Annotated in this window: 25 protein-coding genes; 19 read left to right on the top strand and 6 right to left on the bottom strand. The window is 67.6% G+C overall.

What is annotated here, in order from left to right; all coding sequences use genetic code 11:
* The first annotated feature begins 14 nt into the window (after positions 1-14).
* From OG203_RS14610 to OG203_RS14650, 9 genes are all read left to right on the top strand, one after another.
* The gene (locus tag OG203_RS14610) at positions 15-434 is read left to right on the top strand and encodes a hypothetical protein (protein WP_405166187.1); all 420 of its coding nucleotides are present in this window, start codon (positions 15-17) and stop codon (positions 432-434) included.
* Between the two features lie 90 nt (positions 435-524).
* Positions 525-1988, top strand: coding sequence for a tetratricopeptide repeat protein (locus tag OG203_RS14615; RefSeq protein WP_405166188.1), 1464 nt, complete (start codon positions 525-527; stop codon positions 1986-1988).
* A gap of 126 nt (positions 1989-2114) precedes the next feature.
* The gene (locus OG203_RS14620; RefSeq protein ID WP_405166189.1) at positions 2115-3278 is read left to right on the top strand and encodes a sensor histidine kinase; all 1164 of its coding nucleotides are present in this window, start codon (positions 2115-2117) and stop codon (positions 3276-3278) included.
* A 2-nt stretch (positions 3279-3280) separates the two neighbouring features.
* A complete protein-coding gene (locus OG203_RS14625) occupies positions 3281-3946 on the top strand; it encodes a response regulator (RefSeq protein WP_405166190.1) in 666 nt (221 codons plus the stop codon).
* A gap of 75 nt (positions 3947-4021) precedes the next feature.
* On the top strand, positions 4022-5539 hold the full coding sequence (locus tag OG203_RS14630) for an apolipoprotein N-acyltransferase (RefSeq protein ID WP_405166191.1): 1518 nt from the start codon (positions 4022-4024) through the stop codon (positions 5537-5539).
* Positions 5540-5743: 204 nt separating this feature from the next.
* Positions 5744-7045 carry an MFS transporter gene (locus OG203_RS14635; RefSeq protein WP_405167878.1) on the top strand — a complete coding sequence of 434 codons (1302 nt, stop codon included), beginning with the start codon at positions 5744-5746 and terminating at the stop codon, positions 7043-7045.
* Positions 7046-7342: 297 nt separating this feature from the next.
* A complete protein-coding gene (locus tag OG203_RS14640; protein ID WP_405166192.1) occupies positions 7343-8119 on the top strand; it encodes a hypothetical protein in 777 nt (258 codons plus the stop codon).
* A 421-nt stretch (positions 8120-8540) separates the two neighbouring features.
* Entirely contained in the window at positions 8541-9095 is a 555-nt protein-coding gene (locus OG203_RS14645) for a hypothetical protein (protein WP_405166193.1), read from the top strand.
* Positions 9096-9504: 409 nt separating this feature from the next.
* Positions 9505-9855 (top strand): hypothetical protein, encoded by a 351-nt coding sequence (locus tag OG203_RS14650; RefSeq protein WP_405166194.1) that lies wholly within the window; start codon positions 9505-9507, stop codon positions 9853-9855.
* Positions 9856-9982: 127 nt separating this feature from the next.
* Here the strand turns inward: OG203_RS14650 and OG203_RS14655 are convergent, their stop codons facing one another.
* From OG203_RS14655 to OG203_RS14670, 4 genes are read right to left on the bottom strand one after another with little or no spacing between them, the layout of a single operon-like run.
* Positions 9983-10762 (bottom strand): 3-oxoacyl-ACP reductase, encoded by a 780-nt coding sequence (locus tag OG203_RS14655; protein ID WP_405166195.1) that lies wholly within the window; start codon positions 10760-10762, stop codon positions 9983-9985.
* A gap of 60 nt (positions 10763-10822) precedes the next feature.
* Positions 10823-12181, bottom strand: coding sequence for an aldehyde dehydrogenase family protein (locus OG203_RS14660; RefSeq protein ID WP_405166196.1), 1359 nt, complete (start codon positions 12179-12181; stop codon positions 10823-10825).
* Positions 12178-12903, bottom strand: coding sequence for a gamma-glutamyl-gamma-aminobutyrate hydrolase family protein (locus tag OG203_RS14665; RefSeq protein ID WP_405166197.1), 726 nt, complete (start codon positions 12901-12903; stop codon positions 12178-12180). The genes OG203_RS14660 and OG203_RS14665 overlap by 4 nt, the downstream gene beginning before the upstream one ends.
* A 19-nt stretch (positions 12904-12922) precedes the next feature.
* Positions 12923-14287: a glutamine synthetase family protein gene (locus tag OG203_RS14670; RefSeq protein ID WP_405166198.1), complete on the bottom strand. Its 1365-nt coding sequence runs from the start codon at positions 14285-14287 to the stop codon at positions 12923-12925.
* Positions 14288-15199: 912 nt separating this feature from the next.
* On the opposite strand from OG203_RS14670, the gene OG203_RS14675 reads away from it, so the two are divergent.
* The 10 genes from OG203_RS14675 (at position 15200) to OG203_RS14720 (ending at position 23274) form a co-directional block, all read left to right on the top strand.
* Positions 15200-15598 carry a molybdopterin-binding protein gene (locus OG203_RS14675; protein WP_405167879.1) on the top strand — a complete coding sequence of 133 codons (399 nt, stop codon included), beginning with the start codon at positions 15200-15202 and terminating at the stop codon, positions 15596-15598.
* Positions 15599-15609: 11 nt separating this feature from the next.
* Positions 15610-16389, top strand: a complete 780-nt coding sequence (gene modA / locus OG203_RS14680; protein ID WP_405166199.1) for a molybdate ABC transporter substrate-binding protein — start codon at positions 15610-15612, stop codon at positions 16387-16389.
* On the top strand, positions 16386-17198 hold the full coding sequence (gene modB, locus OG203_RS14685) for a molybdate ABC transporter permease subunit (protein WP_405166200.1): 813 nt from the start codon (positions 16386-16388) through the stop codon (positions 17196-17198). Before modA ends, modB begins: the two co-directional genes overlap by 4 nt.
* The gene (locus OG203_RS14690; RefSeq protein ID WP_405166201.1) at positions 17195-18244 is read left to right on the top strand and encodes an ABC transporter ATP-binding protein; all 1050 of its coding nucleotides are present in this window, start codon (positions 17195-17197) and stop codon (positions 18242-18244) included. Before modB ends, OG203_RS14690 begins: the two co-directional genes overlap by 4 nt.
* A gap of 138 nt (positions 18245-18382) precedes the next feature.
* Positions 18383-19258 (top strand): hypothetical protein, encoded by an 876-nt coding sequence (locus OG203_RS14695; protein ID WP_405166202.1) that lies wholly within the window; start codon positions 18383-18385, stop codon positions 19256-19258.
* Between the two features lie 100 nt (positions 19259-19358).
* Positions 19359-20528, top strand: coding sequence for a thiolase family protein (locus tag OG203_RS14700; RefSeq protein ID WP_405166203.1), 1170 nt, complete (start codon positions 19359-19361; stop codon positions 20526-20528).
* A gap of 52 nt (positions 20529-20580) precedes the next feature.
* On the top strand, positions 20581-21600 hold the full coding sequence (locus OG203_RS14705; protein WP_405166204.1) for a phosphotransferase family protein: 1020 nt from the start codon (positions 20581-20583) through the stop codon (positions 21598-21600).
* Complete coding sequence (locus tag OG203_RS14710; protein ID WP_405166205.1) at positions 21597-22337, top strand: SDR family NAD(P)-dependent oxidoreductase; 741 nt, start codon at positions 21597-21599, stop codon at positions 22335-22337. The genes OG203_RS14705 and OG203_RS14710 overlap by 4 nt, the downstream gene beginning before the upstream one ends.
* Positions 22338-22432: 95 nt before the next feature.
* The gene (locus OG203_RS14715; RefSeq protein WP_405166206.1) at positions 22433-23011 is read left to right on the top strand and encodes a pyridoxamine 5'-phosphate oxidase family protein; all 579 of its coding nucleotides are present in this window, start codon (positions 22433-22435) and stop codon (positions 23009-23011) included.
* Positions 23012-23064: 53 nt separating this feature from the next.
* On the top strand, positions 23065-23274 hold the full coding sequence (locus tag OG203_RS14720; protein WP_405166207.1) for a molybdopterin-binding protein: 210 nt from the start codon (positions 23065-23067) through the stop codon (positions 23272-23274).
* A gap of 8 nt (positions 23275-23282) precedes the next feature.
* Here OG203_RS14720 and OG203_RS14725 read toward each other — a convergent pair whose 3' ends face one another.
* Together OG203_RS14725 and OG203_RS14730 are read right to left on the bottom strand one after the other, a co-directional pair.
* The gene (locus OG203_RS14725; protein ID WP_405166208.1) at positions 23283-25229 is read right to left on the bottom strand and encodes an MFS transporter; all 1947 of its coding nucleotides are present in this window, start codon (positions 25227-25229) and stop codon (positions 23283-23285) included.
* Between the two features lie 314 nt (positions 25230-25543).
* Entirely contained in the window at positions 25544-25870 is a 327-nt protein-coding gene (locus OG203_RS14730) for a transglycosylase family protein (protein WP_405166209.1), read from the bottom strand.
* Positions 25871-26216: the final 346 nt, after the last annotated feature.

Genomic DNA, 26216 nt, shown 5'->3' on the forward strand with positions numbered 1-26216 from the left:
GCGCGTACGGCACAGTGGGGCACCAGGATTGCGGAAAGGAGCTGGCGCCACCCCCGGTGGCCGCCGTCGACACCATGGACATCCATGCCTACCCGACCGAGTGCATCACCCCGGTGACCCTCGCCGAAGCAGAGCGCCTCACCGAGCGCTACCTGTCCTTCGACGACGACGCCGGGCATGGGATCACCAACCGGATCACCGAATTCGACAGCTGTTTCGTCGTCGTCGCCATCTTCACCCCACCCCCACCCACCGAAACCCGCACTCCGCCAAGCCCGCTGCCCATCGGCGGCACGGTGAGCACCATCGACAAGGCCACCGGCGCCATCACCCTCTGGCCGACCTACCCACCCGACCTGGTCGCCGACCACCACGCGGCAGCGGTACGCGCCGGCCGCCTGATCGTCGAGGAGACCTGGCCCGCGAGCAGCTGATCACGCGATCTCGACGCCTTGTCGGACCCCGTTGTTACGCTGCCGAAGAGAGGTGAATCGCTCGACCAATTTCTCTGTGGGGGTGGCGAAATGGCGGACTCGGAGCCCGGCGGCAGCGGCGAAGCGGCGCGTCTCTACCAGCGAACACTGACCATCGCCGAGGAACTACTCACCAGCGACCCGACCAACAACACCTACCGGCGCGACGTCCTGGTCCCCTGCGACAAGCTCGGCCAACTCGCCCTCGCCGAGGGCGACTTCGACAAGGCGGACCGCTACTTTCGGCGCGGGCTGACCCTGGCCGAGGAGCTGGTCGAAGCCGACCCGACCAATCGGCGCTGCCGCCGCGACATCTCCATCTCCTACGACAAACTGGGCACCTTGGCGCTGGCCCGCGGCGAGGGCGACGAGGCGCTGCGCCTACATCTGCTGGCCCTCACGATCGTTGAAGAACTCGCGGCGAGCGAACCCGCCGACACCACATACCTCAGCGATGTCTGGTCCTGCTTCGACAGGGCGGGTCGCACGGCCCGCGCGAATGACGATGTCGCCGAGGCGGACCGACTCTTTCGCCGCGCACTGGCCATCGCCGAAGAGCTCGTCGCGGCCGTACCCGCCGATCTCGACTACCGCCAACAGCTCTCGGTCTCGTATGACCGCCTCGGCGACCTCGCTCGGCGCGGTGGCGATGTCGGCGAGGCGGATCGCCTGTATCAGCGAGCCCTCGATGTCGCCCAGGCTCTGGTCGACGCCGAACCCGGCAACCTCGCCTACCGTCGCGACCTGTCCGTCACCTGCGACAAACTCGGCAATCTAGCCCGCGACCGTGGCAGCCACCAGCAAGCCGCCCACTATTACCGGCGTTCGCTCACCATCACCGAGGAGCTGCTTGCGGCCGAGCCCGGCAATCACGCCCATCGCCGCGACTTGCTGATCACCGCCAACGCGTGGGGGAACACCGCTGTGGCGCTGGGTGACTCGAGGGAGGCGGCGCGACTATACAACCGCGCACTGGCCATGGCCGAAGAGCTGGCAAAGGTCGAGCCGGTCGACCGCGGACACCGTCGCGACATGTCGGTCCTGTACATCAAGCTCGGCGACATCGCCGCCGCCCGTGGCGAATTCGTCGAGGCGAATCGTCTGTGCCAGCATGCCTTGGCCGTCGATATGAGCCTGGTGGAGGCCGAACCCGCCAACTCGACGTATCGACTCGACCTGTCCTGCACCTACCGCAAACTGGGCGACGTCGCGCACCTCAGCGGCGAGTTCGATGCGGCGGCGGAGCATTACCGGCTCACCATGACCATCATCGAAGAACTGATCGCCGCCGATACCACCGGCCTCGCGTACCACCGCGACCTCCTGGTCTGCTGCGACAAGCTCGGCAATCTCGCGCGCGCTACCGGCGACGGCGCCGAAGCCGAGCGCCACTATCGCCGAGGCCTGCAACTGGCCGAGGACTTGATCCTGGCGGATCCGTCTAATCCGCAGTATCGCCGTGATCTCGGCGTGCTGTACTCGCGGCTGGGCGACGTAGCCCGTGGCCTGGGGTGAAGGGCCGATGGGGTCGCAGGGAGGTCGGCTCACGGCGCGATGCCGCGGCCTCATCCGCAGGGGTGAGGGGTTATCAGTCCGGAGAGTGAAGCCATGGGGCGCACGGACAGGCCACACTGACTGGTTGTGAGGGTTACCAGTGCGATCGCCCGGGCCGCGGGTGCCGTCGACGACGCGACACGGCGGGTGACCGAACGGTTCGAGCGGTTCCCGCCGAGCGCGGTCGATCTCGCGCTGACCGTGATGATCACCGTCGCCACCATCGGGCCCGCCGTGCTCGACGGTCGGCCGTGGTTGGTGCTCGTGCTGTCAGCGGTCGCGTCGGTGCCGGTGCTGTGGCGGCGGCGCGCGCCGGTGACGGTATTCCTCGTGGTCGGCCCGGCGATCACCGCGCTCGCCTGCCTGCACGCCATGCCCGACCTGCCCTACGGCACCATCGTCTGCGCGTACACCATTGCCGCGTACAGCCCGCCGGTGCGACGGCGCGGCGCCTTCGTCGCCGGTGCCGTCGGCATTCTGTTCTCCCTGGTCGTCCCCAACGAGAGCCCGGACTCCTACGGTTACGCGGCCATGTCCTTCCTCACCGCGTGGGCGCTCGGCACCGGCGTCCGGGCCAGGCGGGCGCAGATCGAGATGCTCGAGGAACGCGCCCGCCGCCTCGACGAGGAACGCCTCGCGGCGCTGAACCGGGAACGCCTGCGGATAGCGAGGGATATGCACGACATCGTCACGCACTCGGTCGGTGCGATGATCGTCCAGGCCGAGACCGGCCCGCTGTTCACCGGCACCGACCGCGAGCGCGCGGACGCCACCTTCGCGAGCATCGCGGAGACCGGTCGTGTCGCGGTGCAACAACTTCGGCGCAGCCTCGGCACCTTGCGCGACGACAACGGCGACCCGCGACACCAGCCAGGCATCGAGGCGATCGCCGACCTTGTCGAACTGTCGCGACGCGGCGGTCTGACCGCGTCGCTCGACGAGGACGGACCGAGGCGCACGGTGTCCGAGGATGTCGCCGTCACCGCGTACCGCGTTGTGCAGGAAGCGTTGACGAACACCATGAAGCACGCGCGGGCCACCGGCGTGCGGGTCTCGCTGTGCTGGTCGGATCAGCTACTGACGGTACGGGTTTCCGATGACGGCGTCGGCCCGGTGCGCACGGAGTCCGGCGGGTACGGACTGCTCGGCATGCGCGAACGGGTCACCGGCAACGGCGGCACGCTGCGACATGGCCCCTCGGACAACGGTTTCGACGTCGCCGCCGAACTTCCGCTCGGACAATGGAGTTGAGCATGCGCGTACTCGTCGTCGACGACCAAGACCTGTTCCGAGCCGGTTTCAGCCTGATCCTCGACGCCCAACCCGATCTCACCGTGGTCGGTGAGGCCGCCGACGGACTGGAAGCGATCGAGAAAGCCCGCGTGCTCATGCCCGATGTGGTGGTCATGGACGTCAGGATGCCGCGCCTGGACGGCGTGGCCGCTACCCACCGCATCTGTGCCGAGACCTCAGCGAAAGTGTTGGTGCTCACCATGTTCGACCTCGACGAGTATGTCTTCGACGCGCTGTGGGCCGGGGCGAGCGGGTTCCTGCTCAAGGATGTCCGCCGCGACGAGCTGGTCGACGCGGTTCGCGTCGTCGCCGCGGGTGAGGCACTGCTCGCGCCGACGGTGACCAGGCGGCTGATCGCCGAACTCACCCAGCGCGGACACCCGCGACCCGAGCTCGCGCGCCGCCTCGACGAGCTGACCGAGCGGGAGCGGGATACGTTGCGCCAGTTGGCGCGTGGGCTGTCGAACGCCGAGGTCGCCGCGGCGCTGATGGTCAGCGAGCACACGGTGAAGACGCACGTCAGCTCGGTGCTCGCCAAGCTCGGTCTGCGCGATCGGGTGCAGGCGGTGGTGTTCGCGTACGAGGCCGGTCTGGTGAAACCGGGGGCCGCGACCGAAGCCGGTTGAGCCACCGCAGGAGGGAGGTCGGGTTGGCTCGTCTCGGCGATGTGCTGGACGCGTCATGCGTCGAACATCGAAGTGGTGAAACGCTTTCTGCTGGCCGCGCTCGCGGTCCTGACCTCCGCGCTGCTGTGGCATTTCGGCACCGGGCTACATCCGCTGACCGGGTTGGCCTTTCTGGCCCCGATGCCGGTGTTGCTGCTGATGCCGAGGGTGTCCGCGGGCACGGCATTCGTCGCGGGGGTACTGTCCTGGCTCGGCGGTGCGCTCCAGTTGTGGGGCTACCTCACCGAATCCATCGAACAGCCGGTTCCGGTGACGGTGCTGTTGCTCGGCGGGACCGCGCTGCTGTTCGGCGGCGTCAGCACGGTGACGCGCGCCCTGCTGGTGCGCGGACGGCCAGGTCTCGCGGTGGTGGCACTGCCCGCCGGTTGGGTGAGCGTGGAATTCCTGCTCGCGGTGGCGGGTCCGTTCGGCGCGTGGTGGAGCATCGGCTACACCCAGGCCGATGTGCTGCCGGTGATCCAGACGTCCGCGCTCACCGGCGTGTGGGGTGTCACCTTTCTGATCCTGCTGGTGCCCTCGGCGATCGCGGTGCTGTTCGCACCGGAAGTGACTCGGGTGCAACGACTTCGAGTGGCCGGAGCGACGGCGGCGGTATTGATCGCACTCGGCGCGTTCGGTTTCTGGCGATTGGCCGTTCCGCAGGAGCGCGACACGGTGCGGGTCGGGCTGGTCGCGGTGGCACAACCGCCGGATTACGTCCCGGTGGATTCGGCCGACGGACGCGACATGGTGGCGCGGGCCGTCGTCGAGATCGACCAGCTGGCCGACCAGGGTGCGCGGGTAGTAGTGCTGCCGGAAAAGTCTTGGCGCGCCGACGATTCCACTATCGCACTGCTGTCCGGGCCGCTGACCGATGTCGCGACTCGCCGCAACATCGAGGTCATCGCCGGGTTGGTCCTGACGACGGGCGGCGAGAGCTACAACTCCGCGATCGACTATCCCTCCGGCGTGCGGTACGACAAGCACTACCTGATTCCAGGACTGGAGGACGAGAACCAGCCGGGCACGCGATGGCAGAGCGTCCCGGGCAAGCCATGGGCCTTGGCGGTCTGCTTCGACCTCGACCACCCGGACCTCGTCCTGGCAAACCAGCGCCGCGGTACGACATTGCTGCTGGTGCCCGCGCTCGATTTCACCAGCGATTACTGGCTGCACAGCCGGATGGCCGTCATGCGTGGCGTCGAATTCGGCATGGGCGTCGCGCGGGCACCACAACTCGGCGAACTCGTCGCGAGTGATTCGCGCGGGCATGTACTCGCTTCCGCGACAACCGATGTCACGATGACGCGGACCGTGCTCGCCGATATTCCGCTGACCTCGGGCAGCACGGTGTACGCCCGGTTCGGGAACTGGTTCGGTTGGACCTGCCTTGCGCTGTTCGGTGCCGCACTCGGCGGGGCCGGGCGGCGACGGCGAACGGCATCGAGCACCGCTGGCGGGCGACCTGCGGCGACGAACCGGCGCTGTCCGGTTGCGGCTCCGTTATCAATTCGTTACCATCGTCGCATCCATGCACTTCATCGCAGGTCGTGACGTCCACACGGTGCGTATGCGCCAGGAGATCGCGGTTTGCGCTGATTGAAACGTGGGTATCGGTCTAATTCGTGCCCAGTCTCTGGTGTCAGGACCCGGAGGTAGGCCGAAACGAGGTCCGCTCGACGGGCTGGAGAGGACGCGCACGTGACTGATGGGGACCCGGAGAGTTTTCCGCTACGGCGATCGGTCGCCGCTTCCGCGATGGGCAATGCCACCGAATGGTTCGACTACGGCGTTTACGCCGCGACGGCCACCTACCTGACCGACGCCTTCTTCCCCGGGAATCTCGGCACGCTCGGCACCATGCTCGGCTTCGCCGTCTCGTTCCTGCTTCGCCCGCTCGGCGGCATGGTGTGGGGTCCGCTCGGCGACCGGATCGGCCGAAAAGCCGTGCTGGCCACCACGATTCTGCTGATGGCCGCGGCCACCGGCGCCATCGGCATCCTGCCGACCCACTCCCAGGTCGGCGTGCTCGCGCCGATCCTGCTCATTACCCTGCGCGTCGTGCAGGGCTTCTCCACCGGCGGTGAATACGGCGGCGCCGCAACATATCTGGCCGAATGCGCCAGCGACAAGAGGCGCGGCTTCCTCGGTAGCTTCCTCGAATTCGGCACGCTCGCAGGCTTTGTCGGCGGTTCGGCGACCGTGCTGGTCTGCCAGCTCGCGTTCGGCTCCGACGCGATGCACACCTGGGGTTGGCGCGTCCCGTTCCTGCTGGCCGTCCCGCTCGGTCTGATCGGCTGGTACCTGCGCTCGAAGCTCGACGAGAGCCCGGTGTTCAGCGAAGTCGCCGAGGAGGACAAGAAGCATCCGCCCGGCGGCCTGCGCGGCCTGCGCGAACTGGTGACCACCTACCGGCGCGAGCTGCTCACGATGGCCGGGTTGGTCGTCGCCCTCAATGTCGTGAACTACACGCTGCTCACCTACCAGCCGACCTACCTGCAGAAAACCATCGGCCTTGGCGAGTCGACCACGACCACGATGATGCTGATCGGGCAGACGGTGATGATGCTGGTGCTGCCGTTCTTCGGCCGACTGTCCGACCGGGTCGGGCGTCGTCCGATGTGGCTGTTCTCGCTGGTCGGTCTCGGCCTGCTCGCGATTCCGATGTACTGGCTGATGGGCAAGGGCACCGGCTGGGCCATCACCGGCTTCGTCGTGCTCGGCCTGCTGTATGTCCCGCAGCTGTCGACGATCAGCTCTACTTTCCCCGCGATCTTCCCGACCCAGGTCCGCTACGCGGGCTTCGCGCTCGCCTACAACGTGTCCACCGCGGCCTTCGGCGGCACCGCGCCGCTGGTCAACGAGGCCGCGATCGAATGGACCGGCTGGTCGCTGTTCCCCGCCCTCTACATGGTCGGCGCGAGCCTCGTCGGCCTGGTCGCCTGGTGCTTCCTCCGCGAGACGGCCGGCACGTCGCTGCGTGGCACGGAAGTCCCCGACGCGGGCGACGATCTCAGCCTGGACTCATTACTCCCCGGCAAGGCCGCCGTAGCCCCATAGCCTGGCACGAACGGGACATGGCCGAGCGCGTTCGCAATGTTCGCCTCAGCCATGTCCCGTTCGCTCGCCAATTTTCTCTGAATCCGGCGGTTTAATTTCGTTCGATTCGGGAATGGGTCGTGCCCTGGAAATGGCAGGACCAAATTAATTCGAATTCCAGGCCATATGGGCTGATGTGGCCCGATCGGCGGTGACTTGCCTGCGCTACCGGCGTCCTGCTCATTTCGAAGTATCAGCACTAACGTGTTGAGGGTTTGATCAGCATGTACCACTTCGAAACGAGAAGGGGCTACACATATGATTTGCAAGATCGGAGCCGCGGCCGCCGCAGGGCTGACCGCGACACTATTGCTAGCCGGTGCCGCCGGAGCGAATACATTCCAGCCCGATCATTCGGTCGGTGGATTCACACTGATCGGCCAGCCCGATCCCAAGAAATGCAAAGAAGGCTCGGGCGACAAGTCCGGCACGAACAAGCCGGCCCAACCCGCTCCCGGCGGAGCAGCCCCTGGTGTCGGAAACGGCGGCGGACTGCCAGGCGGAGCGGCTGGCCTGACTGGCACCGGCAGCGCCGGCCCGGCTGCCGAGCAGCCCAGCGACCCGTCCGCAGAGAAGGCGGACCCGAAGAAGAACTGCCCGGACACTAGTACCGACAACGGCGCTAGCAGCGACAACCCCTCAGGCGCTGGCGCAGACGGCACGAACAGCGGAGCAGACGGCGCGAGCGGTGCGAACAGCGGCGCGGGCGGTGCCAACAGCGGTGCCGGTGCAGGCGGCGCGAACAGCGGTGCGGGCGCGGGTGGCGCGAACAGCGGTGCCGGTGCAGGTGGCGCGAACAGCGGCGCCGGTGCAGGCGGCGCGAACAGCGGCGCCGGTGCAGGCGGCGCGAACAGCGGCGCCGGTGCAGGCGGTGCCAACAGCGGCGCCGGTGCAGGCGGTGCCAACAGCGGCGCGGGCGCGGGCGGCGCGAACAGCGGCGCCGGTGCGAACAGCCCGAGCACGAGCAACGGGACCGGCGCAGGCGCGGGCACTCCCAGCACGAACAACGGCACTCCTGCCGCTCGCACCCGCTGATAACAACTCTGGTGCAGTCCTGCGACTGAACAGACGATCGGCCCGCCCGACGTGTGCACGAACGAACCTCGCCACCTCGGTGGCGACCGCTCCCCAAGCGGTAGCGGGTAGGGCGTCGAAGCGAAGCCATAACTGCTCGGCGTCGTCGCCGCGCCTCCGCTCGGCGACGACGCCCACCGGCTTCAGCTCCGCCATCGGCGTGTCGAGCTGACCGAATCCTTCACGGCCGGCCCTCGCCGCCCACTTTCGCGATAGTCCCGCTGAAAGGCGATGCCGAGCGGCGTCGGCGGCAAACCAATTCCCCGACCTCGGGCCCATTTCATACCGACCAGTTTTGCTCATTGTGATGTGAGCCACTAACGTGTTGAACGTTTGATCAGCATGTACGGATGTACCACTTCGATACGAGAAGGGGCTCCACATGAAAATCATGATCGGAACCGCGGCCGCCGCTGGGCTGACCGCGTCACTCATATTCACCGGCATCGCCGCAGCGGATGCGTCCCAGATCGCTGGGATCACGACAGTCAGCCAACCCTCGGGCGGAGCGCAAGGCGGCGCCCAAGGTCCACAGGGCAGCGCGCAAGGCGGCGGACAGGCCAGTCCGAATGGCGGCGGAGCGCAGGGCACCCTCCAGACCCCCAACGGCGGCGCAGGAGGCGGCGGGCAGGTCAACCCGAATGGCGGCGGGGCGCAGGGCAACATCCTGACCCCCAACGGCGGCGCAGGAGGCGGCGGGCAGGTCAGCCCGAATGGCGGCGGCGCAGGAGGCGGCGCCCAACTCCCCCAGATCCCCGGCGTGAACCTGCCGCAGATCCCTGGCGTGAACCTGCCGGGCGGAGGCGGCGCCGCACCCGGTGGTGCACCCGGTGGCGCACCCGGCGCAGCACCCGGTGGCGCACCCGGCGCAGCACCCAGCGCGCCTGGCGCTCCGAACATGCCGAGCTTCGGCAACCTGCCTCGCTTGGGCGGCTGAGCATCATAGGGCGACGCAGCCAGTCCAGCCGGGGCGCGCTTGCGGCCCCATCGTCACCGGGGTGCGAACCCGCGACTGAACTGGCAATCGGTCCGCTCGACGTCATCATCGACAATCCGAGCCGCCGCCGCGGTGGCAGCCGCTCACGCTCGAGCGATACGGGTTGCCGTCGCAGCGGAAACCGACACTGGTCAGCGTCGTCGCCGAGCGTGGCGCTCGGCGACGACGCTCGGCCGCACTCCCGACCGATCCGGTAGAGGACCACGCGCGCCCAGCGGGCCGTGGGTAACTGCCGTCGGCGTAGGCCCAGCAAGGCGGACGGTTTTGCGCATTGTGCCGAGCCACTAGCGGGTTGAGCGTTTGATAAACATGCACTCATGTACCACTTCGAGACGAGAAGGGGCTACACATGAAGATCTTGATCGGAACCGCGGCCGCCGCCGGGCTGACCGCATCACTGCTACTCACCGGCGTCGCCGCAGCCAACCAACCGGCACCCGCACCGGCGGCACCGGCACCCGCACAAGCGGCACCCGCACCGGGCGGGCAAGCAGCACCCGCACCGCCTGCCGCGCCAGCCAACCCGGCTAACCCGGCCACACCAGCCAACCCGGCTACGCCAGGTACCCCGGCAACACCGGCCAGCCCGGCCACACCGGCCAATCCGGCGAACCCAGCTAACCCGGCGAACCCAGCCACCCCGAGCGCACCGGGCGGCGGCTTGCTGGAAAAGCTGCAGCAGCTGAACAACATCTTGTAAGCGGCTGCCGAGAACCACAGTGCGCGTCGTCGCCGAGCCTGAAGCTCGGCGACGACGCGACACTCGAGCCAGTGCGGATCCCGAGCAAGTAGTACAGGCAACCCCAACGACGAGCAGCGCCCGTGGTCTACAGCGGTGTCACATACGCGCCGGAGATCCCGCCGTCCACCAGGAACTGGGATGCCGTGATGAACGAGGCGTCGTCGCTGGCGAGAAACGCTACGGCGGCCGCGATTTCCTCGGGTTCAGCGAAGCGCCCGGTCGGGATGTGCACGAGGCGGCGGGCGGCCCGCTCCGGGTCCTTGGCGAACAGTTCCTGCAGCAACGGCGTGTTCACCGGGCCGGGGCAGAGTGCGTTGACCCGGATTCCGTTGCGGGCGAACTGCACTCCGAGTTCGCGGCTCATCGCGAGCACACCACCCTTGGAGGCGGTGTAGGAGATCTGCGAGGTGGCCGCGCCCATGACGGCGACGAACGAGGCGGTGTTGATGACCGACCCCTTGCCGCGTTCCAGCATGTGGCCGATGGCGTACTTGCTGCACAGGTAGACCGAGGTCAGGTTCACCTCCTGGACGCGCTGCCACGCGTCGAGTCCGGTGGTGAGGATCGAATCATCTTCCGGCGGTGAGATTCCCGCGTTGTTGAAGGCGATATCGAGTCCACCGTAGGTGTCGACGGCGGTCTGGAACAGTGCCTCGACCTGCGCCTCGTCGGTCACGTCGACCTTGACGTACAAGCCGCCGACCTCGCTGGCCGCCGCCGCACCGGTGGTCGCGTCGATATCGGCGACGACGACCTTCGCGCCCTCGGCGGCGAAGCGGCGGACCGTGGCGAGACCGATGCCGCTCCCGCCGCCGGTGACGACGGCGACTCGATCCTGTAAGCGCTGCAAGGCATCTCCTGTCAAGTTAGGGGGACGGTAGGCCGACGGAGTCGGCCGGGGTGGGTAAGTTCAGAGTTGGGTCAACTAGGTGGCGATGAAGACGTTCTTGGTTTCGGTGAACGCGAGTGCGGCGTCGGGGCCGAGTTCGCGGCCGAGCCCGGACTGCTTGAATCCGCCGAACGGCGTCCAATACCGCACGGAGGAATGCGAATTGACCGACAGGTTCCCGGCCTCGACGGCACGGGAAACCCGCAGCGCCCGGCCGACATCGTTGGTCCAGATGGAGCCGGACAGCCCGTACTCGGTGTCGTTGGCGATCCGGATGGCGTCGGCCTCGTCCTCGAACGGCAGCACCGCGACCACCGGGCCGAACACCTCCTCGGTAAGCACCCGGTCGGTGGGCGCGTCCGGCAGCACAACCGTTGGCGCATACCAGAATCCGGGTCCGTCGGGCCGTTCGCCGGTGAACGCGACCTTGGTCGACGGCTCGATGAACGCGGCGACCCGCTCGCGGTGCGCGGCGGAGATCAGCGGGCCCATCTCGGTGGACTCCTGCGCCGGATCACCGACCTTCACCCCGCGAACCGCCGGTTCCAGCAATGCCAAGAACTTGTCGAAGACACTGCGCTGCACCAGGATTCGTGACCGCGCGCAGCAATCCTGCCCGGCATTGTCGAACACACCGTAGGGCGCGGTGGCCGCCGCCCGCTCCAGATCGGCATCGGCGAACACGATATTCGCGCTCTTGCCACCGAGTTCCAGCGTCACCCGCTTCACCTGCCGCGCGCAACCGGCCATGATCTGGGTGCCGACCTCGGTGGACCCGGTGAACACCACCTTGCGCACCGCGGGATGAGTCACGAACCGGTGCCCAACCACCGATCCTTTGCCGGGCAGGACCTGGAAAACGCCCTCCGGCAAGCCAGCTTCTAGCGCCAGCTCGCCAAGCCGAATCGCGGTCAACGGCGTCAGCTCGGCGGGCTTGAGCACCACCGCGTTCCCCGCCGCCAGCGCGGGCCCGAACCCCCACGCCGCGATCGGCATCGGAAAGTTCCACGGCACGATCACCCCGACCACGCCGAGCGGCTCGTGGAAGGTGATGTCGACACCGCCTGCGACCGGAATCTGGTTGCCCAACAACCGTTCTGGGATGCCCGCCGCATAATGCAGCACGTCACGGACATTGCCGGCCTCCCAGCGCGCGTTGCCGATGGTGTGCCCGGAGTTGGTCACCTCCAGCTGGGCAAGCCGCTCCAGATCCGCGTCGACGGCGTCGGCGAACCGGCGCAGCAGCCGGGCCCGATCGCCAGGCGCCACGTCGCGCCAGGTACGCGCGGCGCGCTTGGCCCGTTCGATCGCGGCGTCGGTCTCGGCCTCGCCGACGAGTTCGACCGTCGCCACGACCTGCTCGGTCGCCGGGTTGACCACCTGCGCTGTCGTCACGAAATCCGCTCCCTTCGATAGTCTTCGGCCGCCGCGACCAGTGCTCTGATCAATCGACGGTCCACCGCATCCACCTCCGGATGCCATTGCACGCCGACCAGAAACGGCCCGTCCGCCGTTTCGGCCGCCTCGATCGTGCCGTCCGCCGCGTGCGCGGTAGCCACCAAATCCGTTGCCAGCGCGTCGATCGCCTGATGATGGTGGCAGTTGGCCTTGACCTGCGACCCGACGATGGCGGCAACCCGGCTTCCGGCCACGGTCACCACCTCGGTGACGAGGAAGCCGCCGACGGTGCCCGAATGCTCGGCATGCCCGACGACGTCCGGCAGATGTTGCACCAGCGTGCCGCCCAACGCGACGTTCACCACCTGCAAACCACGGCACACCGCGAGGACCGGCAGCCGGGCCGCGCGCGCCAGCGCGAACAGCGCGAACTCGGACTCGTCCCGATCGGGCCTGGTGTAGGTGAGCGCGTGCGCCTGCTCGCCGTATCGGGACGGCGACACGTCGGCGCCGCCGGTCAGCACCAGCCCGTCGAGCCGCGCGACCAGCTCCGGTCGGGCGACCCCGGCCGGTGGCAGCAGCACCGGAACGCCGCCCGCGTCCACCACCATCTGGACATAGCTGGCCTGCAACACGGCACTGTCGACATTCCACGACCCGAAACGGGACGGCTCCAGGTAGGTCGGCAGGCCGATCACGGGCCGCGGCCCGGCGTGCACAACTCCAGTGTTCAGAACCTCAGAGTCGTTCGAATCCACGAATTCGCTCCCAGTCGGTGACGGCGGCGTCGAAGGCGTCCAGTTCGACCTTCGCCGCATTGCGGTAGTGCTCAACTACATCATCACCGAACGCGGTTCGTGCCACCTTGCTGTCCCCGAAGAGCTGCGCGGCCTCGCGCAGCGTGCGCGGCACCCTCGGCCGCTCCGAACGATAGGCATTGCCGTTGAACTCCGGCTCCAGCGGCAGCTGTTGCTCGATACCGTGCAGCCCGGCCGCGATAGCGGCGGCTACGGCGAGGTAGGGGTTCACATCGCCGCCCGGCACCCGGTTCTCCAGCCGCAGCGACTGCCCGTGCCCGACCACGCGCAGCGCGCAGGTTCGATTGTCGCGTCCCCAGGCGACGGCGGTCGGCGCGAAGCTGCCAGGCACGAATCGCTTGTAGGAGTTGATGTTCGGCGCGAGCAGATAGGTGAACTCGCGCAAGCAGTCCAGCTGGCCCGCGACGAAATGCCGCATGAGTGGCGAGAATCCGTTCGCCTCGTCGCCCGCGAGTACCGCCTCGCCGGATTCACCGCGCAGGCTGATATGAATATGGCACGAATTGCCCTCGCGCTCATTGTATTTCGCCATGAACGAGAGGCTGCGCCCCTCCTGCGCGGCGATTTCCTTCGCGCCGGTCTTGTAGATGCTGTGGTTGTCGCAGGTGGCAAGCGCCTCGTCGAAGCGGAAGGTGATCTCGTGCTGACCGGGGTTGCACTCCCCCTTGGCCGACTCGACATACATTCCGGCGCCGTCCATTTCGGTGCGGATGCGGCGCAGCAGCGGCTCGATGCGCCCGGTGCCGAGCAGCGAGTAGTCGACGTTGTACTGGTTGGCCGGGCGCAGGTCGCGATAGCCGGCCGACCACGCCGCCTCGTAACTGTCGTCGAATACCAGGAATTCGAGTTCCGTCCCGACGAACGCGCGCAGCCCGCGCTCGGCAAGCCGGTCAAGTTGCGCACGCAGCACCTGCCGCGGCGACACCCCGACGGGCTCGCGTTCCGGCTGCACCTTCTCGACATCGCACAGGACAAGCGCGGTGCCGGGCCACCACGGCACCAGCCGCAGCGTGTTCAGGTCCGGCCGCAGGACGAAGTCGCCGTAACCGGTGTCCCACGACGAGATCTCGTACCCGTCGACCGTGGTCATATCCACGTCGACGGCGAGCAGATAGTTGCACGCCTCGGTCGCGTGCCGCACCACCTCGTCCAGGAAATACTGTGCCGCGCAACGCTTTCCCTGCAACCGACCCTGCATGTCGGTCATCGCGACCAACACCGTGTCGATCTCCCCTACCGCGACCAGCTCCCGCAACCGCGCCAGACTCAACATCCCGCTACGCATCCACAGCCCCTCTCGGCACCAACCGCCCCAACGCTAGAGCAAAAGCCGGACATTTGTGATCGGACACACAAACTTCAGCGCGGACTCTGCGGGAACGACGCACCGGGCTTCGCCTCGACGGTCGCGGCGTACGGCGGCCGATCCACCGACGGGCCGCGGACCGCGTGCGAGGCCAGCGATCTCGCCGAACTGGCCCGTCTGCTCGGCAAATCGCCGGGCGTCTATCGGCCCGCTGACCTACTGCTCGAACATCAGCTCACCAGGCCGGGACCGCCGAACTCACCGGCATCGATCCGACCGAGCCCCCCGATTCGCGGCTGCTCGCGGCGGCGTTGACGATCTATCGCCTGTGCCCGGCGGCGACGCGAAGGGTGCGGTGCCGCCGGGTCACGGGGTCGATTAGATGACGTGCCAGGCCTGCAACAGGTAGGTGATGTTGGCGGCAATGGACGTCACTACGTTCGCGAGATTCAACGCTGACGAACCCAGATCGATAATCGGCACCGAAATTCCTCCATCAGATGGGACTGCGAAATCCCCTCCAATGTAATGATCGCGGGGTGTGTCCGGCGGTTCGATCAGCGGAACGGAGCACGACACGATCCGTGAATGCGACGCGAAATGATATGCCCAACAAGGGTTTCAGCGTTTTCCTGAGAAGCACCGCTGGAAGTTCGGGCGGTGGCCTTTGTGAGACAGTTCACCGGAAATTCCACCACAACAACCACAGCAGGCACATATCGGAGAAATCGGTCGCGCGGCCGCTGTATATCGCGCGGGCACACGTGGGTCGATGCCGGGCGAGCCCCCGCCCACACAGTCGAGACGATGACCTCCGCACGTACCCGGGCCCGCCACGCCGCCCAACAGCCGCCCCTTGCTTTCCGCAGATACGGCAATAAACTGCGATTCGTGTCGAATTTGCGGATCAGTGAGGTGGCGGTGCTGGCGGGAGTCAGCGACGACACCGTGCGGCGCTGGATCGATCAGGGCAGGCTCACCGCGATCCAGCTCGGCAACGGACGCAAGGGCGTGCGCGGCCGGGAACTGGCCGAATTCCTGCAGGCCACCGCCGAGACCCCGGAGCCGGGCGTCACCGTCGCCGCGTCCGCCCGCAACCGGATGCGCGGCATCGTGACGCGGGTACTCAAGGACACCGTGATGGCGCAGGTGGAGATGCAGGCCGGACCGTTCCGGCTGGTGTCGCTGCTGAGCCGGGAATCGGTCGACGAGCTCGGGCTCGAGGTCGGCAGCGTCGCGGTGGCATCGGTCAAGTCGACACATGTCGTAGTCGAGATTCCGGAAAGTTGATGAGGTCGAAAATGATTCGTTCGCTGAGCGTCGCCGCCGTTGCCGGTGTGGCCGCGCTGACCCTGGTTGGCTGCGGCTCCGACGACAAGGCGGCGCCCGCGGCCACCGATAAGGTCGGCGGCACCGTCACGGTGTTCGCCGCGGCCTCGTTGACCGAGACGTTCAACGACCTCGGCAAGCAGTTCGAGGCCGCGCACCCCGGCGTCAAGGTGGTCTATAGCTTCGGTGCCAGCTCGGCACTGGCCGAGCAGATCAACCAGGGCGCCCCGGCCGACGTATTCGCCTCAGCGGCACCCAAGAACATGCAGCAGGTGCAGGACAAGGGCGAGGTGAGCGGCGCGCCGTTCACCTTCGTGCGCAACCGGCTCGAGATCGCGGTACCCAAGGGCAACCCTGGCCACATCACCGGCCTCGCCGACTTCGGCAAGACCGAGCCGAAGATCGCGCTGTGCGCCGAACAGGTGCCGTGTGGCGCCGCCGCCAAGACGGTGTTCGACATCGCAGGCATCAACCCACAGCCCGATACCCGCGAGGCCGACGTGAAGGCGGTGCTGACGAAGGTCAAGCTCGGCGAGGTCGATGCCGCACTGGTCTATCGGACCGACGTGCTGTCCGCGGGCGATCAGGTGCAGGGTATCGACTTCCCCGAGGCGTCACAGGCGATCAACGACTACCCGGTCGCGCCGCTGGCGCACGCGCCGAATTCGGCAGCGGCCGCGGCGTTCGTCGACTTCGTGAAGTCCGATCAGGCGCGGGCGGTGTTCGCCAAGGCGGGATTCGACGCACCGTGACGCGGGTGCCGCGGCGGCGGGCGGCACAGGGACGGCGACCGCTCGTGCTGCTGCTGCCCGCGCTGTGCGCACTGGCGTTTCTGCTCGTTCCGCTGGTAGGACTGCTGTGGCGGGCGCCGTGGCGCGGCATGCCGAGCCGACTGTTCAACGCCGAAGTCGGTCAGGCCCTTCGGCTTTCGCTGCAATGCGCGAGCCTGGCGACGGTGCTCTGCCTGGTGTTCGGCGTGCCGTTGGCGTGGTTGCTCGCGCGCGGCGAGGTGCCTGGCCGCGGGGTGTTGCGGGCGCTGGTCACCGTGCCGCTGGTGCTGCCGCCCGTGGTCGGCGGTGTCGCGCTGCTGCTCGTGCTCGGCAGGCGCGGGCTGATCGGGCGGTATCTGTACGAATGGTTCGGTGTCTCACTGCCTTTCACGACGGCGGGCGTTGTGGTCGCGGAAGCGTTTGTGGCGATGCCGTTTCTGGTGATCTCGGTGGAAGGCGCACTGCGAGCGGCGGATCCGCGGTTCGAGGAGGCGGCGGCGACGCTCGGCGCGTCGCGCTGGCTGACCTTTCGGCGCGTGACGCTGCCCTCGGTGCTGCCGGGTGTCGTCGCGGGCGGGGTGCTGTGCTGGGCGCGGGCGCTCGGCGAATTCGGTGCCACGATCACCTTCGCCGGTAACTTTCCCGGAAAGACGACCACGATGCCGCTTGCGGTCTATCTTGCGCTGGAAGCCGATCCGGACGACGCGATCGTGCTCAGCCTGGTGCTGCTCACGGTGTCGGTCGCCGTGCTCGTCGCGTTGCGCGAGCGGTGGATTCGGGGCGCGGTATGAGCCTGGACGCCGAATTGCTGGTCACCCGAGGTCAATTCGAGCTCGACATCCAATTGTCCGTGGCACCAGGGGAAGTCGTCGCGCTACTCGGGCCTAATGGCGCGGGCAAGACCACCGCGTTGCGCACGTTGGCCGGGCTGACCCCGCTCACCGGTGGCGTCCTGCGGATCGGCGAAAAGACTTGGGACGCACCGCCTAAGGTGTTCGTGCCCGCCGAGCGCCGCGAGGTCGGCGTCGTCTTTCAGGATTACCTGCTGTTCGGCCACCTGAGCGCGCTGGACAACGTCGCGTTCGGCCTGCGCGCTCGCGGCCAGCGCCGCACCGCCGCCCGCGCCCGCGCCACCGAGTGGCTGGAACGCGTCGGACTCGCCGAGCACCTGCAGGCCAAACCGCGTGCCCTGTCCGGTGGTCAAGCCCAACGCGTCGCCCTCGCCCGTGCCCTCGCCACCGACCCCGCGCTGCTGCTCCTCGACGAGCCGCTGGCCGCACTCGACGCGAGCACCCGGCTACGCGTGCGCTCCGACCTCGCCCACCACCTCGCCGACTACCCCGGCCACACCGTACTGGTCACCCACGACCCGCTCGATGCCATGGTGCTGGCCGATCGACTCGTCATCCTCGAAGACGGCGTCGTCGTCCAGGAGGGTTCCCCGAGCGAAGTGGCGAACCGCCCCCGCTCGGACTACGTCGCAAACCTGGTCGGCCTCAACCTCTATCGCGGCATCGCCAACGGCACCACCGTCGACCTCGACACCGGCGGCACCTTCACAGCCGCCGAACCCAGCCGGGGCGCGGTACACATCGCCTTCCCGCCCACCGCCGTCAGCCTGCACCCCGACCACCCCACCGGCAGCCAACGCAACACCTGGCCGGTCACCATCGCCGGCATCGAACAACACGCCCACACCATCCGCCTCCGCCTCGACGGCACCCCACCGGTCCTCGCCGACGTCACCCCCGCCACCGTCGCCGACCTCCGCCTCCGCCCAGGCCTCAAACTGTGGGCCGCTGTGAAAGCCACAGAAACACATACCTATCCGGCGTAATTCGCATTTCCGCCACACGGCCACCACCACCCACCCCCGGATGCCGAAATAAACTGTGTGCGAAGCTGATCGGCGTGTCTCGGCCGAGGCGACCTGAGCCACAAAAACCTGTCGGTGGCTCGTGACAACCTTCCCGCCATGCCGAGCATCCGCCACGAAGCCCCTCTCGAATTGCTGCGCCACAACCCGCTTTTGGCCGCCGCACTGCTAGCGGGTACCGGCATAGAACTGGCCGACGACACCCGCGCCACCATCACCGACAGCAACCTCAGCACCTGCGACCCGCCCGAGTACCACGCCGACGCCGTCACCCTCCTGGAAGGAACCCACGGAAAGCTGGTCGTCGTCACCGAATCCCAGTCCGCCCCACCCAAACGCGGCAAGCGCAGAGCATGGCCCGCCTATGTAGCCATCGCCCAATCCCAACACAACTGCGATGCCGTCCTCGTAGTCATCGCCTCGACCCGAGCCACCGCACGCGCCTGCCGCCGCACAGTCCGCACCGGCCACCCCGGATTCGACCTCGACCCCATCGTCATCGGCCCACAAAACACCCCCGATCCGACCAACCCCGCCTTCGACTCCGTCACACCCGAACTCACCGTCCTCGCAACCCTTACCAACGCCCTTGACCTGGACCAGGACGCCAACCGCCGCATGGTCCTCGACAACCTCGCAGCCCTCGATCGCGAGACCCGCACCACTTACACTCGATTTGTCCGACAAGCCGCCTCGGACGCGGCCAGAAAAGCCCTGGAGGAACTCATGGCCAGCCCCACATACCGCGACGACTGGGTCGACGGGCTGCTCGATCAAGGCCGCGCCGAAGGACTCGACCGAGGTCGCGCCGAAGGCGAAGCGAAGGCACTGCTGCGCATCCTTATGGCGCGCGGCCTCTCGGTCCCGGACGACATTCGCACGCGCATTGTTTCGTGCCTGGATACCGAACAGCTCGAAGCCTGGATGGACAAGGCCGTCGTCGCCGACTCAATGAATGCCATCTTCGACGACTGATCGTGACGCTCGGCGGACGTGGTCGTACCCTCACAGCGCAACGCGAATCCGTGTTAACTTAGACGAGAATCGCAACTAACTTAGCTGATCGGAGGCGACCATGAGGTCCGCCGTCATCGTCGATGTCGTTCGTACCCCGTCGGGCAAGGGGAAGGTTGGGGGTGGGTTGTCGGGGGTGCATCCGGCGACGCTGCTGGCCGGGGTGTTGGCCGAGTTGGTGGCGCGGAACGGGCTTGATCCGGCGGTGGTCGATGATGTGGTCGGCGGGTGTGTGACGCAGAGCGGGGAGCAGGCGTTCAATATCAGTCGGACGGCCGCGCTTGCCGCGGGGTTTCCGGAGTCGGTGCCAGCGACGACGGTGGATCGGCAGTGCGGGTCGAGTCAGCAGGCCGCGCATTTCGCGGCGCAGGGTGTGATCTCGGGGGCGTATGACGTCGCGATCGCGTGCGGTGTGGAGTCGATGAGCCGGGCGCCGATGTTCTCGAATGCGCAGGGTAAGGATCCGAATCAGGGACCGCTGGCGCATCGGTATCCGGAAGGGCTTGTGCAGCAAGGGATTGCGGCGGAGGTGATCAGTGCGCGGTGGAAGTTCGATCGGGCCGCGCTCGACGAGTTCGCCGCTCGCTCACATCGGCTTGCCTCGGAAACGGCGGCGGCGGGCGGGTTCGCGAACGAGCTGGTTGCCGCGGGCACCTTGACCGCGGACGAGACCATCCGCCCGACAACGACCGCCGAGGGATTGGCGGCGCTGCGGCCCGCGTTCGTGGATGAGCAGTTCACCCGCCGGTTCCCGGAGATCGAATGGTCGATCACGCCGGGTAATTCGTCGCCGCTCACCGACGGTGCCTCGGCCGCATTGATCATGAGCGAGGAAGCGGCGAACAAGTTGGGCCTGCGACCCCGGGCCCGATTCCACGCGTTCTCGGTGGTCGGTGACGATCCGCTGCTCATGCTCACCGCCGTCATCCCGGCCACCCGCAAGGTCCTGGAACGCGCCGGGCTGAGCATCGACGATATCGACACCTACGAGGTGAACGAGGCGTTCGCGCCGGTGCCACTCGTCTGGCAGCACGAACTCGGCGCGGATCCGGCCAAGCTGAACCCGCGCGGCGGCGCGATCGCCCTCGGGCATCCGCTCGGCGCCTCCGGCACCCGTATCCTGGCCACCATGGTCAACCATCTCGAGCAGACCAACGGCCGCTACGCCCTGCAAACCATGTGCGAGGCAGGCGGATTGGCCAACGCCACCATTATCGAGCGCCTCGGATGACGCCCTGCCAAGTCGAGCGAAGCGCGGGCCGGATCACCGAGCAGGTGAACCGATGACGGCGGCACTGGCCGGACTCGACCTCCCCGCACTGCAACGGTATTTCGAAGCACACGTGCCGCAGACCGCCGGACCACTGACCGCCGCGCTACTGAAGGGCGGCAAATCCAACCTCACCTACCGGCTCAACGACGGCACGAACGACTGGGTCCTGCGCCGCCCACCGCTGGGCCCGCTCACCCCCACCGCGCACGACATGGCCCGCGAATACCGCATCGTCGCGGCGCTGCGCGACACGAATGTCCCTGTCGCGCAGGCCATCGCGCTGTGTGAGGATACCGAGGTGATCGGCGTACCGTTCGCCGTCGTCGCCTTCGTGGACGGCCATGTCCTACAGGACGGCGACCAGACCGCCGAACTCACCGTCGACCAGGCCCGCGCCTGCTCGCAAGCCCTCATCGATACCCTGGCCGCACTGCACGCGGTGGACTACACCGCGGTCGGCCTCGCCGAATTCGGCCGCCCCGCCGGATATCTCGCCCGCCAGGTCAAACGCTGGCGCGGCCAATGGGACCGGGTCGCCACCCGCGAACTCGGCGCGCTCGACCGCCTCACCGACGCACTGCGCACCGAGCTGCCCGAACAGGTAGCCGAGACCATCGTGCACGGCGACTACCGCCTGGACAATACGATCGTCGACCGCACCGACTTCGGCAGGATCGCCGCCGTTGTCGACTGGGAAATGGCAACACTCGGCGACCCGCTCGCCGATCTCGGCCTGCTCCAGGTCTATTGGGACGACCGCTGCGAGCCGGTGCTCGGCGTCCGGCACGCCCCGAGCGCCAACCCCGGCTTCCTGTCCACCGACGAGATCGCCGAACGTTACGCCACCGCAACGGGTTACCCGCTGGAACAGCTCCCCTTCTACCGCGCACTCGGCTACTTCAAGCTGGCGGTCATCGCGGAGGGCATTCATCAGCGCTTCCTCGCGGGCAAGACGGTGGGCGACGGTTTCGCCACGATCGGCGCGGCCGTGCCGCTGCTGCTCGACGCCGGGTTGGAAACGCTCGGATGACCCTCCGCAGCGCACTGGTCACCGGTGGTTCGCGCGGCATCGGCGCCGAGGTGGCCCGCCGCCTGGCGAAAGAGGGCTACCAGCTGACCATTGCGGCACGGAACAAGGAGGTGCTCGCGCAGACCGCGACCCGGCTGCGGGAGGAGACCGGCGTCGAGGTGAATCCCGTTGCCGCCCAGATGAACGACCTCGACCAGGTACGCGCGCTGGTCCAAGCGCACGCCGAGCACTTCGACGGACTGCACGCCCTCGTCCTCAGCGCGGGCACCGGCACCGCGGGCGCGGTCGCCGACATGCCGGTGAAGACCTATGAGCGCATGCTCGACGTCAACTTCCGCGCGCCCATCACCCTCATCCAGGCCGCACTTCCACTGCTACGCAAAAGCGCACAGGACGATCCGCGGCACGGCGCGAAAATCATCGCGCTGGCCTCCATCACGGGTGTCGCGGGCGAGGCGGGTCTCGCCGCATACGGCGCGACCAAGGCCGCGTTGATCTCGCTCTGCGAAACCGTCTCCCTGGAGGAGTCGGCCAACGGCGTCAGCGCGACCGCCATCTCCCCCGGCTACGTCGACACCGACATGACCGCGTGGAAACGCGACGTCCTCGACCAGTCGGCCATGTTGAGCACCGGCGACATCGCCGAGATGGTCCTGGCCATCACCCGTCTGTCCCGCAACGCGGTGGTGCCGAACATCGTGATTTCCCGCGCGGGCGACCAACTCTGGCGGGCCTGACACGTGATCTGAGCCTCAGCCGCCCATCGAGACCCGGCCCCGGCGTTACCCTCGAAGCGAAGCCCTGTCATGGGACGACTAGGGAAGGGGCCCTGATGGCGAAGGTCTTTCCGTACCTCGATGACGCGCTACGCAAGTTCATCGGCGACCAGTCGATGTTCTTCGTGGCGACCGCACCCGTCGACGGCGGCCGGGTCAACCTGTCCCCCAAGGGTTATCGCGACACCTTCGCCGTCCTCGACGACCACACCATCGCCTACCTCGATCTCTACGGCAGCGGCTCGGAGACCATCGCGCATCTGCGCGAGAACGGCCGCATCACCATCATGTTCTGCTCGTTCACCCGCACCTCGAAGATCCTGCGGCTCTTCGGCACCGGCCGCGTCGTTCGCCCCGACTCCGCCGAATTCGACACCCTCCGACCGCATTTCGGCCTGCAGCACCCCGGCATCCGGGCCGCCATCGTCGTCAGCATCGACCGTATCGCCGACTCCTGCGGCTACTCGGTCCCCTATCTGGAGCTCGTCGACGAACGCCCGGTGCTCGACACGCTGCACGCCCGCCGCACCGACGACGACTTCGCCCGCCGCATCGCGGGCGACAACGCCGCCAGCCTCGACGGCCTGCCCGCGCTCGAGCCGGACCACCCGCTGCCCTCCGCCATCCCCCGATAGACACCGCCCGCATATCCCGCCCCGCCGCGGTCGGCCTGCGTATGCTCGCCGACATGCGACTGAGCACCCGGAACCAAATGGACGGCACCGTCATCTCGGTCACCCGCGGCGAGGCCATGGCCGTGGTCCGGGTCCGTCTCACCGGCGGCGACGAGATCACCTCCTCGATCACCCGCGACGCCGTCGACGATCTGAAGCTCGCCGACGGCGTCCCGGTGAAGGTGCTGATCAAGTCGACCGAGGTAACCCTCGGCGTCGAGTAGCCCGCCGGTTACCGATCGACAGGCAGCGGTGTCAGTTCCGCCAGTTCCCGCTGCACCATCCGGTCGTGCGCGGCGGCCTCGGCCGCGGCCTTCTTCGGGTTCCAATGACCTGCCATGAGGAACACGAACGGCATGAACGCGACCTGACCGAGCAGGCAGATCCACCACCAGCGGGCCCACTGGTGTGGCGAATCGGCCTTGGCCTGCTGCACTTCTTTGGCGTGCGCGGCCAGATAGGCCTGGTCGTCGGCGGGGATGGTGCCGACCGACTGGAGTTGCGCACCGGCCTGTGCGAGCTTGGGACCCACCGTGCTGAGGACAGCGAGGTCGGCGGGCGGGATCTGCTGGACCGCGGTCAGCCGGGCGATCGCCTGATCCACCGGGATGCCGAACTTCTGCGCTACCTGACCCACCGCCGCGAGCCCGGCCGTCCCGTCAGTGGGATTGGCGGCCAGTGTCGCCTGGGTGGCCGGGTCGATCGCCTGCAGTGTCGCGAGTTCCGTCGAATATCGGGCGGTGAGCGCGAACGCCGCCTGGATGTCGGCGGGTGCCGCGCCGGTCAGTTTGTTCAGCGCCGCCACCTGCGCGGCCGGTTCGTTCGGGTTCTTGGTCAGTGCCGCAAGGGTTTCCGGCCCGACCTGCTGGATGGTCGCCAGCTGCGGGCCGTACTTCGCCTGAATCTCTTGCAGCCGAGGACCGTAGTTGACGAGCGGACCGGCCGCGTTCACGACCACGAGCAAGCCGAACAGCACCACGGTCACGACACTGCGCAGCGTGCCGCCCCACACCGCGAGACCCACCGCGGTCGCCGCCGGATTGCGCTCCTCGACCGTCTCGGTGAAGCTGGCCATCCAGGTCGAGTAGGCGATGCCCGTGCCGACGGCGATGATGACGAACACCCAGCCGAAGGTGTAGTAGTCGGTGCCCGGCTTGTCGGTGTACCCGATGAACAGATACATGCCGACGACGCTGATCACCGCGCCGACGATCATGAACGGCTTGCGCACCTTGAGGTAGTCCGAGGCGATCCCGGCCAGCACCAGCGCGGCCGCGTTGGCGGTCCAGTACCAGTTGCCGAGCGCGTTGGCCTTGGCCGGGCTGAAGCCGAAGTTCGTCGCCATGTAGACCGGAAGGAAGGACACGATCGTATAGAAGAACGCCAGGAACAGGCTGATCGCCAACGCCGAACCGACGATGTTGGGGCGCAGCATCTGGCGCCACTGCCCCTGCTCCAGCTGCTGCACGTCGAGTCCGCGGGCCCGCGCCTCGATCAACGCCCGATCGCGCAGCGACACCATGATCTGGTCGCGCAGTCGCGGGCTGAGCTCACGCAGGCCGACCAGCGCGATCACCGCGATGACGAGGCAGATCACGCCGCACAGCCGGTAGTGGTACTGCCAGTCGGGATGCGCGTCCAGCGTCCGGGTGGAGATCTGAGTGGTGACCAGGGCGCCGATGACCGGACCGAGGGTCCAGAACCCCATGGCGGAGGCCCGGCCGAGCTGCGGCGAGAAGTCACGGATCAGCGCGGGCGTTGCCACCAGCACCGCGCCCTCCACGATGCTCACCACGCAGTACACGACGAGGTACTGCTCCTTCGTCGTGGTCGCGGGCACCGCGAACAGCGTCAGCAGCGAGCAGATCACCACGCCATAGGCCACGATGTTCGCCCGGCCCCACCGATCGAGCAGACCGGCCGCCACCGAGGCGATCGCGCCGAACGCGGCACCGATGATGAAGATCCAGACGAAGTAGGCGAACGACAGGTGGAAATAGGCGATCAGCTCATTGCCCACCGCACCGGTGACGAACAGCTGGTAGTAGAGCGCGATCGAGGCGATGACAACGACGGTCAGATACCAGGATCGGGCGGGGGTATCGGGATAGTGCGGTAGCTTGCGCTGCCACAGCCCGGTGAGAATGGTCGGCGGTGCCGAGGTCTGGGTCGAGCTCATGGTCGAGATGCCTTTCTAGCCACGGCATCTCGTCCGGCTCTCCCTCGAGCCAGCACGAATGAGCCGGGTGGCAACAGGCTAGTGATAGGCATCACGACCCGCAGGCATTTCGCGCCACGAGACCGAAACGTGTTCTAGTTCGAAATCGTGGGATGAAATACCTGAGCGCTCGCTCGGCACATCCCGGTTCGATAATTCGACAAGAGTTTCAGCGTGCGGAAGAAGGCGTAAAAGTCGGCCAATTGCACCAGACAATCAGTCGCCCTGAAATAGCCCGGGGCCTACCGCTTTTCGAGGTAGGCCCCGGTCACACTTTAGAGGTACGCGCCACAGACGGGCCACGCGCCGGGGCCCTGGGTGGCGAGCACGTTCTCCGCGACGCGGATCTGCTCGGCCCGGCTCGCGTTGCTCGGGTTGCCGACGCCGCCGTTGGCGGACCAGGTGCTCTGGGTGAACTGCAGGCCGCCGGAGAAGCCGTTGCCGGTCTCGGTGCCCCAGTTGCCGCCGCTCTCACACTGTGCGACGGCGTCCCAGTCGTGGGCCGACGCGGTGGCGGACAGACCGAAGGGGATGGCGACGAGGGTGCCGAGTGCGGCGGTGAAGCCGAGGACGCGGGTGCTGATCTTGCGGTTATGCGACATAGGAGTTCCTGCCTGCGCCCACCGGCACGGCACCTGCTCGCCGTGTCCCTGCCCCCAGGTAGGTCGGGGACCCTCGAGCCGCGGGGCAGGGTTGCCGGCATTCAGCGGTTCGAGTTCGAGCCCGTCATCGATCGGGCCCCGGCGACGGTAGCGAAGAAGTCGCTGCGAATCACGTCGCGATCACGAAGGGACTACCTGAACCGAAACTGGAGAGTTATGCCGTTTATGCATCTCGAGCAGGCAAAAGGAATCTTCATTACCCGAGGTAATTGTTACGTTATGTGCCCGAGATCACTGGTGAATTGTGTCTTCGGTCGCATCGGCGTCCCGCTCAGCGGGACGCCGA

Source organism: Nocardia sp. NBC_01499, from assembly GCF_045040275.1.
Taxonomy (GTDB): domain Bacteria; phylum Actinomycetota; class Actinomycetes; order Mycobacteriales; family Mycobacteriaceae; genus Nocardia.